General features: G+C 63.9%; 14 protein-coding genes. 12 read left to right on the top strand and 2 right to left on the bottom strand.

The features are described from left to right. Positions 1 to 16: 16 nt before the first annotated feature. On the bottom strand, positions 17 to 1,105 hold the full coding sequence (locus AC4NN3_RS00715) for an ABC transporter ATP-binding protein (protein ID WP_491925228.1): 1,089 nt from the start codon (positions 1,103 to 1,105) through the stop codon (positions 17 to 19). Positions 1,106 to 1,364: 259 nt separating this feature from the next. Between AC4NN3_RS00715 and AC4NN3_RS00710 the strand changes: the two genes are divergently transcribed. Further along, positions 1,365 to 2,078 (top strand): GntR family transcriptional regulator, encoded by a 714-nt coding sequence (locus AC4NN3_RS00710; protein WP_491925227.1) that lies wholly within the window; start codon positions 1,365 to 1,367, stop codon positions 2,076 to 2,078. Positions 2,079 to 2,132: 54 nt separating this feature from the next. Here AC4NN3_RS00710 and AC4NN3_RS00705 read toward each other — a convergent pair whose 3' ends face one another. Then, a complete protein-coding gene (locus tag AC4NN3_RS00705; protein WP_491925226.1) occupies positions 2,133 to 2,954 on the bottom strand; it encodes an amidohydrolase family protein in 822 nt (273 codons plus the stop codon). A 154-nt stretch (positions 2,955 to 3,108) separates the two neighbouring features. Between AC4NN3_RS00705 and AC4NN3_RS00700 the strand changes: the two genes are divergently transcribed. The 11 genes from AC4NN3_RS00700 (at position 3,109) to AC4NN3_RS00650 (ending at position 15,702) form a co-directional block, all read left to right on the top strand. Beyond that, positions 3,109 to 3,840, top strand: a complete 732-nt coding sequence (locus AC4NN3_RS00700) for an SDR family oxidoreductase (protein ID WP_491925225.1) — start codon at positions 3,109 to 3,111, stop codon at positions 3,838 to 3,840. Between the two features lie 145 nt (positions 3,841 to 3,985). Further along, positions 3,986 to 4,960, top strand: coding sequence for a galactofuranose ABC transporter, galactofuranose-binding protein YtfQ (gene ytfQ / locus AC4NN3_RS00695; RefSeq protein ID WP_491925224.1), 975 nt, complete (start codon positions 3,986 to 3,988; stop codon positions 4,958 to 4,960). A gap of 210 nt (positions 4,961 to 5,170) precedes the next feature. Beyond that, entirely contained in the window at positions 5,171 to 6,688 is a 1,518-nt protein-coding gene (locus AC4NN3_RS00690) for a sugar ABC transporter ATP-binding protein (protein WP_491925223.1), read from the top strand. Then, entirely contained in the window at positions 6,685 to 7,689 is a 1,005-nt protein-coding gene (locus AC4NN3_RS00685) for an ABC transporter permease (RefSeq protein ID WP_491925222.1), read from the top strand. The genes AC4NN3_RS00690 and AC4NN3_RS00685 overlap by 4 nt, the downstream gene beginning before the upstream one ends. Continuing rightward, on the top strand, positions 7,686 to 8,663 hold the full coding sequence (gene yjfF, locus AC4NN3_RS00680; protein ID WP_491925221.1) for a galactofuranose ABC transporter, permease protein YjfF: 978 nt from the start codon (positions 7,686 to 7,688) through the stop codon (positions 8,661 to 8,663). The genes AC4NN3_RS00685 and yjfF overlap by 4 nt, the downstream gene beginning before the upstream one ends. Position 8,664: 1 nt before the next feature. Then, complete coding sequence (locus AC4NN3_RS00675; protein WP_491925220.1) at positions 8,665 to 9,402, top strand: FadR/GntR family transcriptional regulator; 738 nt, start codon at positions 8,665 to 8,667, stop codon at positions 9,400 to 9,402. A gap of 218 nt (positions 9,403 to 9,620) precedes the next feature. After that, positions 9,621 to 10,859, top strand: coding sequence for an ABC transporter substrate-binding protein (locus AC4NN3_RS00670; protein ID WP_491925219.1), 1,239 nt, complete (start codon positions 9,621 to 9,623; stop codon positions 10,857 to 10,859). A 220-nt stretch (positions 10,860 to 11,079) separates the two neighbouring features. Then, positions 11,080 to 12,111 carry a carbohydrate ABC transporter permease gene (locus AC4NN3_RS00665; protein WP_491925218.1) on the top strand — a complete coding sequence of 344 codons (1,032 nt, stop codon included), beginning with the start codon at positions 11,080 to 11,082 and terminating at the stop codon, positions 12,109 to 12,111. Positions 12,112 to 12,113: 2 nt separating this feature from the next. Next, on the top strand, positions 12,114 to 13,001 hold the full coding sequence (locus tag AC4NN3_RS00660; protein ID WP_491925217.1) for a carbohydrate ABC transporter permease: 888 nt from the start codon (positions 12,114 to 12,116) through the stop codon (positions 12,999 to 13,001). A 69-nt stretch (positions 13,002 to 13,070) separates the two neighbouring features. Next, entirely contained in the window at positions 13,071 to 14,129 is a 1,059-nt protein-coding gene (locus AC4NN3_RS00655) for an ABC transporter ATP-binding protein (protein WP_491925216.1), read from the top strand. Between the two features lie 22 nt (positions 14,130 to 14,151). Further along, positions 14,152 to 15,702 carry an amidase gene (locus AC4NN3_RS00650; RefSeq protein ID WP_491925215.1) on the top strand — a complete coding sequence of 517 codons (1,551 nt, stop codon included), beginning with the start codon at positions 14,152 to 14,154 and terminating at the stop codon, positions 15,700 to 15,702. The last annotated feature ends 34 nt before the right edge of the window (positions 15,703 to 15,736 follow it).

The raw sequence follows: 15,736 nt of genomic DNA, 5'->3' as shown, positions 1-15,736 counted from the left end.
TTTGCTTTGCTGAGATCTAGGAATTGAGCGTGCCCAGGACGATGGTGTCCTCGGCATCCCAATGGAGGGGCACCGCATCGCCCACCGCGACGGGCGTCGCGTAAAAGGCGCGGTCGGTGATGATGGCGGTGAATTCGGCGATGCCGGCGCCTTCGATGGTCAGTTTGATCGTGGCGCCGCGATATTCGAGATTGGTGACAAGGCCGGTAAAGCCGAGCCCTTTGACGGGGCTTTCGCCGATGCGGACGTGATCGGTGCGGATGGCGGCATCGACATTGCTGCCGGCCGGCACGGGATCACCGGAGGCCGTGAAGGTGCCGCCGCCGGATACCTCGAAACTGACGAGGCCATTACTGGCGCTCACCGCCTTGCCGGCAATGACATTGTGGTCGCCCATGAAGCGGGCGACGAAGGCGGTGGCCGGGCGTTCGAACACCTCGCGCGGGCTGGCGGCCTGCTCGATGCGGCCGTCATTCATCACCACGACGAGGTCGGCCAGAGCCATGGCCTCTTCCTGGCTATGGGTGACGTGGACAAAGGTGATGCCGAGCTGCTTCTGCAGTTTCTTGAGTTCGGCGCGCATGCGGATCTTGAGGAAGGGATCGAGCGCCGAAAGCGGCTCGTCGAGCAGCAGGGCCTCGGGGTCGGTGATCAGCGCCCTGGCCAGAGCCACGCGCTGCTGCTGACCGCCCGAGAGCTGGGCCGGCCGGCGATCGGCATAGGCCTCCATCTGCATCAGCTTGAGCATGTCGAGCGCCCTTGCCCGGCGGGTATCCTTGTCGACGCCAGCCATCTTGAGGCTGAAGGCGACATTGTCGACCAGGTCGAGATGGGGAAACAGGGCATAGGACTGGAACATCATGGCCGTGCCGCGGCTGGCCGGCGGCACGTCCGTCACCACATTATTGCCCAGGCGGATATCGCCGATGGAGACGCTTTCGTGCCCGGCGATCATGCGCAGGGTCGAGGATTTGCCGCAGCCGGAGGGCCCGAGCAGGCAGCAATAGCTGCCCGCAGGGATGCGCAGCGAGATGGCGTCGACGGCCGTGGTCTTGCCGTAGATCTTGGATACCAGCGCCATTTCGATCTCGGCGGCTTTGGTCATGCAGCACTCCCCGGGTTGCGGGGACTACCATGCATCTGTCATGCCAATCCGTGGGCGACGCGGTAAGCTATTGACTTTGAATGCTAATTCTTACGTCGATAAATGCCGCCAGATTGCGCATTTCTGCTAACCGCCCATATTTTGCTCAATTGGACGCAAGGCGCGCTGAAATTGTATGCAATCCACGGGCGGATCGTGTGCGACAATTTTCTTTTACATGGGCGCGATTGTTTCTATGAAGGAGCCAACAGGTGATTTCATGACGCTCGACGACTCCCCTATTGCCTCTCCCTTTGCCGGCGAAGACCGCGCTGCCACCATCCGCGATCATCTGCGCGACGCCATTGTGGACCGGCGGCTGGCGCCGGGGACAAAACTGTCGGAAGCCGAGGTGGGCGTGCTGTTCGATGTCAGCCGCACCGTAGTGCGCGCCGCCCTGCAGGCTTTGGCCTTTGAGGGCCTGGTCAAGACCGAGCGCAATCGCGGCGCCTTTGTCGCCAATCCCTCGCCCGAAGAGGCCCGCCAGGTGTTCGACTCGCGCCGGCTGATCGAGCCGGGCATTGCCCGTGCCGCGGCCGCGGCCGGCCTGACACCGGCGGATCGCGACCTCTTCACCACCCTGCTGGCCGAGGAAACCCGCCTGCTCGACGAGCGCGGGCCGGTAGCGCGGCGAGCCGAGATCCGTGCCTCCGGCGACTTTCACCTGCTGCTGGCCAGCGTTGCAGGCAATGTCATCCTGCTGCGCTTTATGGAAGAGCTGGTGGCCCGCTCGTCGCTGGTGATCGCGCTTTATGGCAATTCGGGCGTCTCGAGCTGCGGCCATGGCGAGCATGCCGAAATCCTCGCCGCGCTCGAAGCCGGCGATGGCGAACGCGCCGCATCACTGCTGGTCAGCCATATCGACCATATCGAGGCCGATCTCGACCTGCGCAGCACCACCGGCCTGCCGCTGCGCGAGGCGCTGGCGCGCTAGGGTTTTTCAGTCATCATGCGTTCATAGTGGTGACCAAATGGCGGCAAAACGGGTCTAGAGCTTGTAGATGCGCTCGGCATTGGCGTGCAGCAATCTGGCCTTTTCGTCGTCGCTGGCGCCGGCAATAATGGTGTTGGTGGCCTCGACCCAGCGGGTCAGCGAGCCGGTCAGGCAGACCACCGGATGGTCACTCCCCCAGACCACGCGATCCCAGCCAAAGGCGTGGATAATGTGTTCGACATAGGGGCGGATGGTGTCGACGGTCCAGTCGGCGCCGGCATAGGCCACTACACCAGAAATCTTGGCCATCACATTGGGAAGCCTGGCGATTTTGCTGATATCTTCACGCCATGGATCAAGCCCGGCGCCGGTGATATCAGGCACGCCGCAATGGTCGAGGATAAAGGTCACGTCAGGCGCACGTTCGGCCAGCATCTGGCCGACGGGCAGCTGGTCGGCGCGGACGCAGAGGTCGAAGCTCAGGTCGTAATCGGGCAGATGGCGGATGTTCTCGACGAACAGGTCAGACTGGCTGAGGTCGTCGGGCGATTCATGCAGGATACGGCGCACGCCCTTGACGTGAGCGTGGTCGCTAAGTCGTTCAATCTGATCGACAAAATTCATGTGTTCGGGGCGGCAGGCGGCGACGGCGCCGGCGATGCGGGGCAGCGTGAGGACGAATTCGGTCTCGGCCAGCATGTCGGCTTCAGCGACATCCACCTCCATATGCAGCGCGGATTGAATGCCCAGCGGCAGCGCTTCGGCGAAATAGTCGTTTATATTCCATGGCTTATCGATGCTTGGCCGGTTGCTCAACCAGGGATAACTGAAGCGACCCGGATAGATCAGGTGCAGGTGCGTATCGATAATGCGCATGGTCTTTTTCCTCACTCCCGGGGCGCCGGACATTCGATCTCTCACACCCTTTTGCTGTTAAGTGTTAGCACATAGTGAGCATTGAGCATGACCTATCGCGCATAGTGCTACAGTCGCGTCCAACCGACGCGCAGCCCGACAAGAGGAAACCAGCATGGCCGACCTGACCGGTAAAATCGTTCTCATCACTGCCGCCGCGCAGGGCATCGGCCGGGCGTCCGTGGAAGCCTTCGTCGCGGCCGGCGCGCAGGTGATCGCCACCGATGTGAACGAAGCCAGGCTGGCCGAGCTTGCGGGCATGGACCATGTGACGACGCGGGTGCTCGATGTGCTGTCGACCGAGGCGGTGCAGCAGGCGGTGGCCGAGATCGGGCAGATCGACGTGCTGTTCAACTGCGCCGGGGTGGTGCATTCGGGCACGGTGCTGGAGATGAGCGACGCCGATCTCGACTTCGCGTTCAACCTCAACATCAAGGCGCAGATCCGCACCGTGCAGGCCGTGCTGCCGCAGATGCTGGCGCGGCGCGATGGGGCGATCATCAACATGGCAACAGTAGCCAGTTCGGTCAAAGGCGTGCCCAACCGCGCCGCCTATACGATTTCCAAGGCGGCGGTGATCGGGCTGACCAAGTCGATCGCCGCCGATTTCACCACCCAGGGCATCCGCGTCAACGCCATCTGCCCAGGTACCGTGGACAGCCCGTCGCTGCATGAGCGCTGGCACGCCACCGGCGATTTCGAGGCGGCCAAGGCGGCCTTTATCGCCCGCCAACCGATCGGCCGCATTGCCCGGCCCGAAGAGGTGGCGGACCTGGCCGTGTACCTGGCAGGCGCCACCTATACGACGGGCCAGATCCACATCATCGATGGTGGCTGGACAGCCTGATCCGCCCGAGAAGGCCGGAAAACCGGAGGAAAACCATTCTCCCGGCACCGCCAAAATCCATCTTTACATATAATAGTACTTTATATAGCGTCCCCTCATCGCCGCAGGTGAACACACCGCAGCGACCATTTTTTGGGAGGACATCGTGACCATCATCACCAAGCTTGCCATCGCGGCAAGCCTCGCTACCGCTTTGACTTCTGTCAGCATCGCTCAGGAAAACCTCAAGGGCCTCGTCGTCGGTTTCAGCCAGATCGGTTCGGAATCGGGCTGGCGCGCCGCCGAGACCTCGGTGACCAAGCAGGAAGCCGAAGCCCGCGGCGTCGACCTCAAGTTTGCCGATGCGCAGCAGAAGCAGGAAAACCAGATCAAGGCCATTCGCGGCTTCATCGCCCAGGGCGTTGACGCCATCATGGTGGCGCCTGTCGTCGCCACCGGCTGGGACGATGTGCTGACCGAAGCCAAGGAAGCCGAAATTCCGGTGATCCTGCTCGATCGCGGCGTCGATGCGCCGGAAGACCTGTACCTGACTTCCGTGGCCTCCGATCAGGTCAAGGAAGGCCGCGTTGCCGGCGAGTGGCTGGTGGCCGAAGTTGGCGATGCCGACTGCAAGATCGTCGAGCTGCAGGGCACCGTCGGCTCGACCCCGGCGATCAACCGCAAGCAGGGCTTTGAAGAGGCGATTGCCGGCCATGCCAACCTGACCATTGCCCGCAGCCAGACCGGCGACTTTACCCGCTCCAAGGGCAAGGAAGTCATGGAAGGCTTCATCAAGGCGGAAAATGGCGGCGCCGATATCTGCGCGGTCTATGCCCATAATGACGACATGGCCGTTGGCGCCATCCAGGCGATCAAGGATGCCGGCCTCAAGCCCGGCACCGACATTAAGGTGGTCTCCATCGACGCCGTGCCGGACATCTTTGCCGCCATGGTTGCCGGCGAAGCAAATGCCACGGTCGAGCTGACCCCGAACATGGCCGGCCCGGCCTTCGATGCGCTGTCCGCTTATCTGGCCGACGGCACCATGCCCGCCAAGTTCATCATCACCGAGTCCAAGCTCTATACGCCGGCTGACAATCCGCAGGGCGAATACGACACCCGCAAGGGTCTGGGCTACTAACCCAAGACAGCAGCGGCCAACCGCTGGTAGCATGCCCCGATCTGCCTCCCTCCCCCTTGTGGGGAGGGAGTGAGGGTGGGGGTTTGGTTCTGCCAGCATATGATCACGTCCATAGGGCGTGCGGCGCCAGCGGCACCCCCACCCTTGATCCCTCCCCACAAGGGGGAGGGAGACGACTGAGAATTTGGTGGTACCAAAAAGGATAGCGGCATGGCCGACAGCCAATACGTGCTCGAAGCGCGCGGCATCAGCAAGATTTTCGGCGGCCACATGGCGCTCGACAATATCGACTTCGGCCTGCGCGGCGGCGAGGTGCATGCGCTGCTGGGCGAGAACGGGGCCGGCAAATCCACCCTGATCAAAATCCTCACGGGTGCCTATCAGCCCGACGGCGGCACGGTACTCGTCGATGGCGACGTGGTGACGCTGGACAATCCGCTGCATGCCCAGACTCATGGCATCGGCACGGTCTATCAGGAGGTCAACCTGCTGCCCAACCGCTCGGTGGCGGAGAACCTCTATCTCGGGCACCAGCCGACTCGTTTCGGCCTGGTCGACTATCGCAAGATGGAAGCCGACGCCCGGGTGCTGCTGACGCGCTACGGGCTCAAGCTCGACCCCGGCAGCGAACTGGGCAGCCATTCGGTGGCGGTGCAGCAGATCGTGGCCATTGCCCGCGCCGTGGCGCTGTCGGGCAAGGTGCTGATCCTGGACGAACCCACGGCCAGCCTGGACCGCCACGAGGTCGAACGCCTGTTCGAGGTCATTGGCGAGCTCAAGCGCAGCGGCCTCGCCATCATTTTCATCACTCATTTCCTCGATCAGGTGTTTGCCATTGCCGACCGCGTGACGGTGCTGCGCAATGGCAGGCTGGTCGAGACGCGCATGCTCGATACGCTCAACCGCACCGACGTCGTGCGGCTGATGCTAGGCAAGGACATTGCCTTCAATGGCGCGACGGACCTGGAGCCGGAGACGGCCAACCACGAGGTTCTGCTCGAGTTTGCCGGCTTTGGCCGCAAGGGCAGCGTGCATCCGTTCGACCTGACGATCCACAAGGGCGAGGTGATCGGGGTCGCCGGACTTCTGGGATCGGGACGGACCGAGCTGGCGCGCATCATGTTCGGCGCCGATCCGGCCGACCAGGGCAGCGTCCGCGTCGGGGGTAAAGCTGCCGCCATCCGCCATACCAGCGACGCCATCGGCCACCGCTTCGGCTTCTGTCCGGAGGACCGCAAGGCCGAGGGCATTTTCGGCGACCTGTCGGTGCGCGAGAATATCGTCATCGCGCTGCAGGGCAAGCTGGGCTGGTTCCGCGCGCTCAATCGCGACGAACAGCTCGAAATCGCCGGAGACTTTGCCGAATCCATGGATATCCGCGCCGCCTCGCTGGACATGCCGGTCAAGCTGCTGTCGGGCGGCAACCAGCAGAAGGTGATCCTGTCGCGCTGGCTGGCCACCGACCCGGCCTTTTTGATCCTCGACGAACCGACACGGGGCATTGATGTGGGCGCCCATGCCGAGATCGTCCGCACCATCAACAGGCTGCGCGACGATGGCATGGCCATGCTGGTGATCTCGTCCGAGCTGGACGAGGTCGTTGCCTACAGCTCGCGCATCGTGGTGATGCGCGACCGGCAAATGGTCGCCGAACTGCGCGGCAAGAACATCAATCCCGGAGTCATCGTGCAAGCCATCGCCAATCACCCCGACGAGGCCGTGTCATGAAGCGTCTCCGCCTCGAGCGCCTGGCCAATCCGCAGTTGATCGCGCTGGTCAGCGTGCTGCTGCTGAACTGGCTGCTGTTCCCCAATTTCTTCAACGTCACCTGGCAGGACGGGCGCTTTTTCGGCAGCTTTATCGACGTGCTCAATCGCGGCGCGCCGGTGGCCATCCTCGCCGTCGGCATGACCGGGGTGATCGCGACCAAGGGCGTGGATCTCTCCGTCGGCGCCATCATGGCGGTGTGCGGCGCGGTCGCCGCCACCACGGTGGTGGCCGGCTATCCGGCACCGCTGGCCGTGGCGGCCGCCCTGTCGGTTGGCCTGCTCTGTGGGCTGTGGAACGGTTTTCTGGTGGCCATTCTGGATATCCAGCCCATCGTCGCCACGCTGGTGCTGATGGTGGCCGGGCGCGGCATTGCGCAACTGATCACCGAAGGCTCGATCGTCACCTTCAATGACCCGACGCTGATCTTCATCGGTACCGGCTCCTTCCTCGGCTTTCCCATGGCGGCCGTCATCGCCGTGGTGCTGATGGTCCTGGTGACGCTGCTGGTGCGGCGCACTGCGATTGGCCTCTTCGTCCAGGCGATCGGCGTCAACCGCGCCGCCGCCTCGCTGGCCGGCATCCGCAGCCGCATGCTGCTGATGCTGGTCTATGCCCTGTCCGGGTTGTGCGCGGCGATTGCCGGCGTCGTGGTGGCGGCCGATATCCGCGGCGCCGATGCCAACAATTCGGGGCTCTGGCTCGAACTCGACGCCATCCTGGCCGTGGTCATCGGCGGCACCTCGCTGCTGGGCGGCAAGTTCTCGATTCCCATGGCGGTGGTCGGCGCGCTGATCATCCAGGCGATGAATACCGGCATTCTGGTGTCGGGCTTTCCGCCCGAGTTCAACCTGGTGGTCAAGGCGGGGATGATCATCCTGATCCTGCTCATCCAGTCGCCCTATGCCGCCCTGCCCTTCCAGCGCCGGTCCGCCCTTTCGAGCAAGGCAGTGTCCAAATGAAACGCAGCCTGCGCCCCCTTGCCGCCACGGCGGTGATCTTCGTGATCGCCTATGCCATGAGCGTGCTGCAGTTTCCCAACATGCTGTCGACCCGCGTGCTGGGCAATTTCCTCACCGACAATGCTTTTTTGGGCATTGCCGCGGTGGGCATGACCTTTGTCATCATTTCGGGCGGTATCGACCTGTCGGTAGGCGCCGTGATCGGCTTTACCGGCGTGCTGATCGCCGTGCTGGTCAGCTGGCTGGGCTTTCACCCGCTGGTGGCCTTCGTCATCGCGCTGGGGGTAGCCGGGCTGTTCGGCGCGGCCATGGGTTTTACCATCCACTATCTGCAGGTACCGCCCTTCATCGTGACGCTGGCGGGCATGTTCCTGGCGCGCGGCGGCGCCTCGATCATCACCCAGGATTCGGTGCCGATCCGGCATGAATTCTACGCCACGCTGGGCGACCTGATGATCCGCCTGCCCGGCGGCGGCCGGTTGAGCTTTATCGGCCTGCTGATGATTGCGGTATTCCTGGGCGGGGCGCTATTGGCGCATCGCACCAAGTTCGGCTCCTATGTCTATGCGCTGGGCGGCAATGCCGTATCGGCCTCGCTAATGGGCGTGCCGGTGGCGCAGACCACGGTGCAGATCTATATGCTGTCGAGCATGCTGGCGGCCTTGGCAGGAATCGTCTTTTCGCTCTACACCTCGGCAGGATATCCGCTGGCGGCGGTGGGCGTGGAGCTGGACGCGATCAGTGCGGTGGTGATCGGGGGCACGCTGCTGACCGGTGGCTATGGTTTCGTGCTGGGCACCTTCGTGGGCGTGATGCTGCTGGGCCTAGTGCAGACCTACATCATCTTTGACGGCACGCTGTCGAGCTGGTGGACCAAGATCGTCATCGGCGTGCTGCTGTTCCTGTTCATCGTGCTGCAGCGTGTCATATTCGCGGCCTCCACCCCCGGAGAGAAGTCGCCCGAGAAAGCGTAGCATGATCGAAGCAGGCAGCCTTATTCGCTCCCTATCCGGGCGACCCGCTGCACGGAACTTCCACACCTTCGTCATCAATGAAATCGGGCTGGGCATCGTTACCGGCCAGTTTCCGGTCGGCTCGATCCTGGCCAATGATGCGGTGATGATGGAAACCTATGGTGTCTCGCGCACGGTGCTGCGCGAGGCGCTCAAGACACTCGAGGCCAAGGGCATGGTGGAGGCGCGGCCCAAGGTGGGCACCCGCGTCACCCCCGCCAGCCGCTGGAGCTTTTTTGATCCGCAGGTGCTGAGCTGGCACTTCTATGCCAAGCCGGACCAGCGCTTTTTCGAGAGCCTGTTCGACGTGCGCGGGGCGCTGGAAAGCCGGGCCATCGCCCTGGCCAGTGTGCGGCGCACCGCCGAGCATGTGCGGCTGATGAAATACTGGCTGCACCAGATGGACCTGGCCGAGGGGAACCTCGAGGCGCATGGCCTGTCGGCCCTGGAAATCCACCGCACCATTGCCGAGGCCTCGGGCAATGCCCTGCTCCGCTCGGTGACCGGGATTGTCGAGCTGACGCTGGCGCTGGCGCTCAAATCGCTGGATGGGACCAGCACGGCGCCCTATTGCGCGGCCGCGCTGGCGGCGCATACGGCGCTGGTCGGCGCCATCGAAGCGGGGACGGCAGCGCCGGCCGCTCTTGCCGGCGATGCGGTGATCGTGCTCGACAATGAGCGGGCGATGACGCTGTGCTGACTGGCGCGTGACGACATCCGGAGGCGTTTTGCATACGAATGCAAAAAGCAATTGCATTCGTATGCAGGCTCCCTTACCAATTATGACGTGCGGAAGACAAAGGGCCGGTGCAGGGACCGATTGACCTTGTGTCGGCCGCGGGAGCGTAGATCATCAAACAGGGGATGGCGGGCGCATCTGGCCGTTGGACAGTGCAGACCGCTCATCAGGAGAACCAAATGAAGCTTATGTTGAAGACGACTGTGTGCCTGGCTGCCATGTGCCTCAGCGCCGGCGCTGCCTTTGCAGACTGCGGGATCGAAGGCACCGGTTCGGTGCGGATCCTGTCCAACGACTTTGAAGCGCTGCGCCTGATCAATACCACGGCCGGGGAATGTGCTGCCGACGGCATCACCGTGACCGCCAATGCCAATGCCGAGCACAAGAACCTGCAGGTTCCCGCGCTCTCGATCAACCCGGCCGAATACAGCGTTGCGGTGGTTGCCAACAATTCCATCGTGCCGCTGCTGAACGACGACCTGATCCGTCCGCTGGACGATCTGGTGGCCCAGTATGGCCAGGACCTGCAGCCCAACCAGTTGATCACCATCGACGGCAAGGTGATGGCCGTGGCCTTCATGGGCAATGCCCAGCACCTGTTCTACCGCAAGGATATCCTCGACGCTGCCGGCGTTGCCGCACCGACCTCATACGAGGACATGCTGGCGGCTGCCGAAAAGATCAAGGCCTCGGGCGCCATGGACTATCCGCTGGCCGCTTCGGTCAAGCCAGGCTGGGATCTGGGGGCTGAATTCGTCAATGCCTATCTGGGCACCGGCGCCGAGTTCTTCGCGCCCGGCACGGCGGACCTGGCCATCGACAACGAGAATGGCCTCAAGGTTCTCGAGACCCTGCGGGCCATGACGGCCTATATGGACCCCGATTACCTGACCTTTGACGCGAACTCGATCAAGGCCGAATACGAAGCCGGCAACACCGCCATGATGGTGGAATGGGGCTCGCTGGCCGGCGCGACCATCGATGAGGAAGGTGCCGCCGAAGGCGTGGTGGAAAACACCGTGCTAGCCGCCGCGCCGACCATTGGTGGCGGCACAATCCCGGCCGTCGCGCTCTGGTGGGACGGCTTCACCATTGCCAAGAATATCTCGGACGAAGACGCTGCGGCCTCGTTCCAGGCCATGGTGCATGGCATCAGCCCGGAAATGGTCGCTGCCAATCCTGGCGTCGCCACCTGGCTGGTCGCCGGCTACGAGCCCGGCCCGGCTGCCGTGGGCGTGATTGCCACCGCCAATGCTGGCGCCCGTGCCTATCCGATGCAGCCCTATATGGGCCTGCTGCACACGGCACTGTCGAGCGAACTGGCCGAATTCATGGCCGGCACGGAAGACGCGGCCCAGGCCCTGGCCGACGTCAAGGCAGCCTATGATACGGCAGCCCGTGAAGGCGGCTACCTCTAGGTATACCGGGTGGGCGACGCGGGCTCAGCCCGGGTGGCCCACCCCCACCCTTGATCCCTCCCCACAGGGGGAGGGAGACGATGAACACGGGCGTATGAGCTGGCGCCTCCCTCCCCTCGATGGGGAGGGACTGAGGGTGGGTGGTACCCCGCACACAACACGTTGTTCCCGGCGGATCGTCCTGCGCTTCATCGACATTCGCGACCTCGGAGAGGCCCTGATGCCACACAAGACATTCTTCGCCTTCATCCTCCCCTCGCTGATCGCGATGGTGCTGTTCATCGCCCTGCCGATCGTCTCGGTGGTGATCCAGAGCCTGCATGTCGAGCATCCGCGCGTGCTGGTGGAAGTGCAGAACTGCCAGCCGTTCGGCGGCTGCACCACCGATGTGCGGGTCGATACCGCCGCGATGGCGGAACTGCGCGCCGAACAGCCGCTGGGCCAGTTCAACGGCTTTGGCACCTATCTCAATCGCGGCCACCTGGCGGTGGCGGAAATCGGCGCGATCCTCACGAGCAATAGCGGTTTCGGCGATGTGGTGAACCGCATCTACAACCTGCCCTTCTACAAGGCGCTATCGTTCACCCTGGTGTTCTGTTTCGTGGTGACGCCGCTCGCCATGGGCCTGGGCTTTCTCATCGCGCTGGCGGTCAATGCCATTCCCAAGGCCATCAAGGGCCCGGTAATCTTCTTCTCGCTGCTGCCGATGATCATTACCCCGCTGGTGGGTTCGCTCATCCTCTACTGGATGATCCAGTCCAACGGCATTATCGGGGCCAGCCTGCAGCACCTGTTCGACGACCCGACCCTGTCGCTGCGCCAGTCGCCGGCGCTGACCTGGGCGTCGCTGCTGTTTTATGGCGTGTGGACCAATGCGCCGTTCAGCTTCGTGGTGTTCTATGCCGGGCTGCAGACCGTGCCGCATGACACGGTGGAATCGGCGATGATCGACGGGGCCAGCCGCTGGGAGCGCATCCGCTATGTCATCATTCCGCATCTGATGCCGCTGGCGACCTTCGTGGCGCTGGTGCAGCTGATGGACAATTTCCGCGTCTTTGAACCCATTGTCGGCTTTTCCGCCGAGGCCAGCGCGACCTCGCTGAGCTGGCTGATCTTCAACGACCTCAGCGGCGATGCGCAGCTGTTCGGCTCGGCCGGCGCCACCTCGGTGCTGACCATTGCCGGCGTCATCGTGCTTCTCATGCCGGTGCTGATCCGCACCTGGCGCGACTTCAACCACAAGGTGGTGTGACCATGTCCGACGCTGTACAGGCCCAACGCCGCCCGCTGCCGCTGCTGCTGATCATCAGCGCCTTCCTCGTCATCTGGGTGATCCTGGCCGCCTTCCCCTTCATCTGGACGGTCTGGGGATCGTTCAAGGTCGAGCCGGACTTCTTCTCGCGCGAAAGCTGGTGGCACGCCATTTTCGGCACCTATACGCAAAGCCAGACCGGCAGCGCCTTTACGGGCGACGGCTATCACGGCGCCTGGGTAACGCGCGAATTCTGGCGCGCCGTGATGAACACCGCCATCGTCACCGTCTCGGTCACGGTGATCTCGCTGACGCTGGGCACGCTGGGCGGCTATGCCCTGGCGCGGTCGGGGCACCGCTATGCCTTCTGGATCCTGATCGCGGCCTTGGTGTTCCGCGCCATGCCGCATATCACCCTGGTCTCGGGCTATCTGCTGCCCTTCTTCCAGCTCAATATCTGGGGCGTGCTGCCCACTTCGATCATCGTGCTGGTGGCGATCAACCAGCCGTTCACGCTGTGGATGCTGCACTCGTTCTTCCTGTCCATCCCCAAGGATCTCGACGAGAGCGCCATGGTGGACGGCTGCACGCGCTTCCAGGCCTTCCGGATGGTCATCATTCCGGTGATGTGGCCCGGCGTGGTGACGACGGGGCTGTTCAGCTTCCTGCTCGCCTATAATGACTTTGCCGTCACCTCGATGCTGCTCAGCGCCGACAACCAGACCATGGTGCCCAAGATTTCCAGTTTCCTCGGCTCGGTGCAGGAACAGGGCAATGTCATGTATGCCGTGGCCGCCGTGGTCTCGGCGACGGTGCCGCTGTTCATCCTCGTCCTCTTCTTCCAACGCCAGATCGTCAGCGGACTGACCGCCGGCGCAGTGAAAGGCTAGTCGCGTGAGCAGCAAAAGTGGTCTTCCGGTTTTGCGGTTCGCGAGCGCGACAAATTAAGGAATAATCCCATGGCTCAGATCCGTCTCAAGAACGTCTCCAAGCGCTGGAACAGCTTTGTCGGCGTCAAGGACTTCAACCTCGACATTGCCGACCAGGAATTCCTCGTGCTGCTGGGGCCCTCGGGCTGCGGCAAGACCACCACCATGCGCATGATCGCCGGCCTCGAGGACATTACCGAGGGCGAGATCTGGATCGGCGACCGGCTGGTCAACAAGCTCGAGCCCAAGGATCGCGACATCTCCATGGTGTTCCAGAGCTACGGGCTCTATCCGAACATGACGGTCTACGAGAATATCCGCTTCCCCCTCAAGGTGCGCAAGGTTCCGCAGGAGCAGCATCATGAACGGGTCATGGCAGCCAGCAAGATGGTCGAGCTCGACGATTTCCTGCAGCGCCGGCCGGCCGCCCTGTCGGGCGGGCAGCGCCAGCGCGTCGCCCTGGCCCGGGCCATCGTGCGCGAGCCCAATGCCTTTCTGATGGACGAGCCGCTGAGCAATCTCGACGCCAAGCTGCGCGTCTCGACCCGGGCCCAGATCAAGAACCTGCACCACACCCTCAAGCGCACCACCATCTATGTCACGCATGACCAGATCGAGGCCATGACGCTGGCCGACCGCGTGGTGGTGATGAGCAAGGGGCTGATCCAGCAGGTCGGCACGCCGATGGATATCTATGACCGCCCGGCCAATACCTTCGTGGCCAGCTTTATCGGCTCGCCGGCGATGAACCTGATCAAGGGCACGATCAGCGATGGCGTGTTCACGGCAGAGCGGATCCGCATCGAGGGGCTGTCCAAGGCCGTCAATGGCCCGGTGACGCTGGGCTTCCGCGCCGAAGATGCCAGCCTGGCCGAGGCCAATGGCCAGATCGAGGCGCCGATCTATACGGTCGAGCTCTTGGGTGAAGCCACCATGCTGTCCATGCGGGTGGCGGGTGAGCTGATTTCGATCAAGGTGAGCAAGGACTATCGCGCCGAGATCGGCGAGCTGGCCCGGGTCAATATCGCCGCCAGCGCCTGCCACCTGTTCGACCAGGCCAGCGGCGTGCGGCTTGAGCATGCCCAATAATGCCTTGTCCGGAGCGCCGGCCGTGAGCCCCCTGCCGAAGGACGGCGTGCCGGACCTAGGCGCGCAGCTGGCTGCGGCCGGCATCACGCTATCGGCGACCGAAACCGACAGCGTCGCCGCGCTGGCCGACTGGCTGCATGACGGGCTTGCCAGGCTTGATGGCGATGCTGCCGTATCGGCGCCCAATAGCGTCGCGCTGGCCATGGACGCCGACGCCCTGCTGGACCGCGATCTCTTCGCCCAGGGCCAGGCGCTGCGCGATGGTGCCATCACGGCCATGGCGCTGACCAAGGCCTATTTGGCGCGCATTGCCGCACGCGACCCGGCCTATCGGGCCTTCTATGCCATCAGCGAGACGCGGGCGCTGGCCGATGCAGCGCGTGCCGATGCCGAGTTTGTCGCGGGCGTGGATCGCGGCCCGCTGCAGGGCATTCCGGTCGGCATCAAGGACATGATCGACGTCGCGGGGCTTGCCACCACAGCCAATGCGCCCGGACGGGCCAATGCCATTGCCGAGCGCGACGCGGTTGCCGTGGCGCGGCTGGCCGAGGCCGGTGCCGTGCTGATCGGCAAGACCGCCACCTATGAATGGGGCACGGTTGGCCCCGACAGCCGCGGACTATTTCCCCCTGCCCGCAATCCCTGGAGCCTGGCGCATATTACCGGCGGCTCGTCCTCGGGCAATGGCGCGGCGATTGCCGGCGGCCTGCTGCGCGTGGCGCTGGGCGGGGATACTGGCGGCTCGCTGCGCGGCCCGGCCTTCTATTGCGGCGTTGTCGGCTTCAAACCGACTTTTGGCCGCGTGCCCGTCGAAGGGGCGCTGACCATGTCGCCGAGCATGGACCATGTCGGCCCTATGGGGGCCAGCGTCGCCGAGGCCGCAATAATGCTTGACGCCATTGCCGACACGGGCGCTGCGCAACCGGCTACCGCCTGGCTGGGGCGACCGATCACCGGGCTGCGTATCGGCTATGCCCGCAACTGGTTTGCCCATGACTCACAGATCATGCCCGCCGTGTTGGCCGCCATGGACGAGGCTGCATCCACGCTGTCGCGGCTGGGCGCGGTGATCCAGGAGGTCGAGCTGCCCGACTATGCGGCCATCGAAGTGGCGGCGGCGGCAATCCTGCACAAGGAAAGCTTTGACTATCACGCTGCCGAACTGCGCGATCATCCCGAGGCCTATGGGCGGCGCGCTTATCTCAGCCTCGTGACCGGCGTGGCCATCAGTGATGCCGAGCTCGAGGCGTCGCGCCAGGCCGGGCAGCGCTTCACGGCGGCAGTGGATCAACTGCTGGACCAGCACGACGCCCTGCTCACGGTCGGCGCTCTGACCACGGCCCTGCTCGCGGCGCCGTTCGAGGAAGAGGCCGTGTGGACGCCGATGCGCACCATAGGCTTCAATGTCAGCGGCCATCCGGTGCTGGCCATGCCTGTCGGCTTTGCCGATGGCTTGCCCATCGGCCTGCAGTTGATCGGCAGGCATCATGACGAGGCGCGCATCGTGCAGATCGGCCACGCCTTCGAGCGGGCCAGTGATCACGCCGTGCAGCGGCCACCCACACTCACCTGACACTATCGCCGCCCGTTTGGCGGTTTTCCATTTG

This window comes from Devosia sp. MDV22-iso42 (assembly GCF_058629155.1).
Note: the sequence above shows the minus strand (reverse complement) of the source record. Positions and strands in the feature narration are given on the sequence as shown.

Excerpts from the sequence above, each read along its gene's own strand:
- AC4NN3_RS00690 (WP_491925223.1), top strand. The coding sequence starts at position 5,171 with ATGGCCGACAGCCAATACGTGCTCGAAGCGCGCGGCATCAGCAAGATT.
- AC4NN3_RS00710 (WP_491925227.1), top strand. The coding sequence starts at position 1,365 with ATGACGCTCGACGACTCCCCTATTGCCTCTCCCTTTGCCGGCGAAGAC.
- AC4NN3_RS00685 (WP_491925222.1), top strand. The coding sequence starts at position 6,685 with ATGAAGCGTCTCCGCCTCGAGCGCCTGGCCAATCCGCAGTTGATCGCG.
- AC4NN3_RS00705 (WP_491925226.1), bottom strand. The coding sequence starts at position 2,954 with ATGCGCATTATCGATACGCACCTGCACCTGATCTATCCGGGTCGCTTC.
- AC4NN3_RS00670 (WP_491925219.1), top strand. The coding sequence starts at position 9,621 with ATGAAGCTTATGTTGAAGACGACTGTGTGCCTGGCTGCCATGTGCCTC.
- yjfF (WP_491925221.1), top strand. The coding sequence starts at position 7,686 with ATGAAACGCAGCCTGCGCCCCCTTGCCGCCACGGCGGTGATCTTCGTG.
- AC4NN3_RS00675 (WP_491925220.1), top strand. The coding sequence starts at position 8,665 with ATGATCGAAGCAGGCAGCCTTATTCGCTCCCTATCCGGGCGACCCGCT.
- AC4NN3_RS00715 (WP_491925228.1), bottom strand. The coding sequence starts at position 1,105 with ATGACCAAAGCCGCCGAGATCGAAATGGCGCTGGTATCCAAGATCTAC.
- AC4NN3_RS00665 (WP_491925218.1), top strand. The coding sequence starts at position 11,080 with ATGCCACACAAGACATTCTTCGCCTTCATCCTCCCCTCGCTGATCGCG.
- AC4NN3_RS00700 (WP_491925225.1), top strand. The coding sequence starts at position 3,109 with ATGGCCGACCTGACCGGTAAAATCGTTCTCATCACTGCCGCCGCGCAG.
- AC4NN3_RS00660 (WP_491925217.1), top strand. The coding sequence starts at position 12,114 with ATGTCCGACGCTGTACAGGCCCAACGCCGCCCGCTGCCGCTGCTGCTG.
- AC4NN3_RS00655 (WP_491925216.1), top strand. The coding sequence starts at position 13,071 with ATGGCTCAGATCCGTCTCAAGAACGTCTCCAAGCGCTGGAACAGCTTT.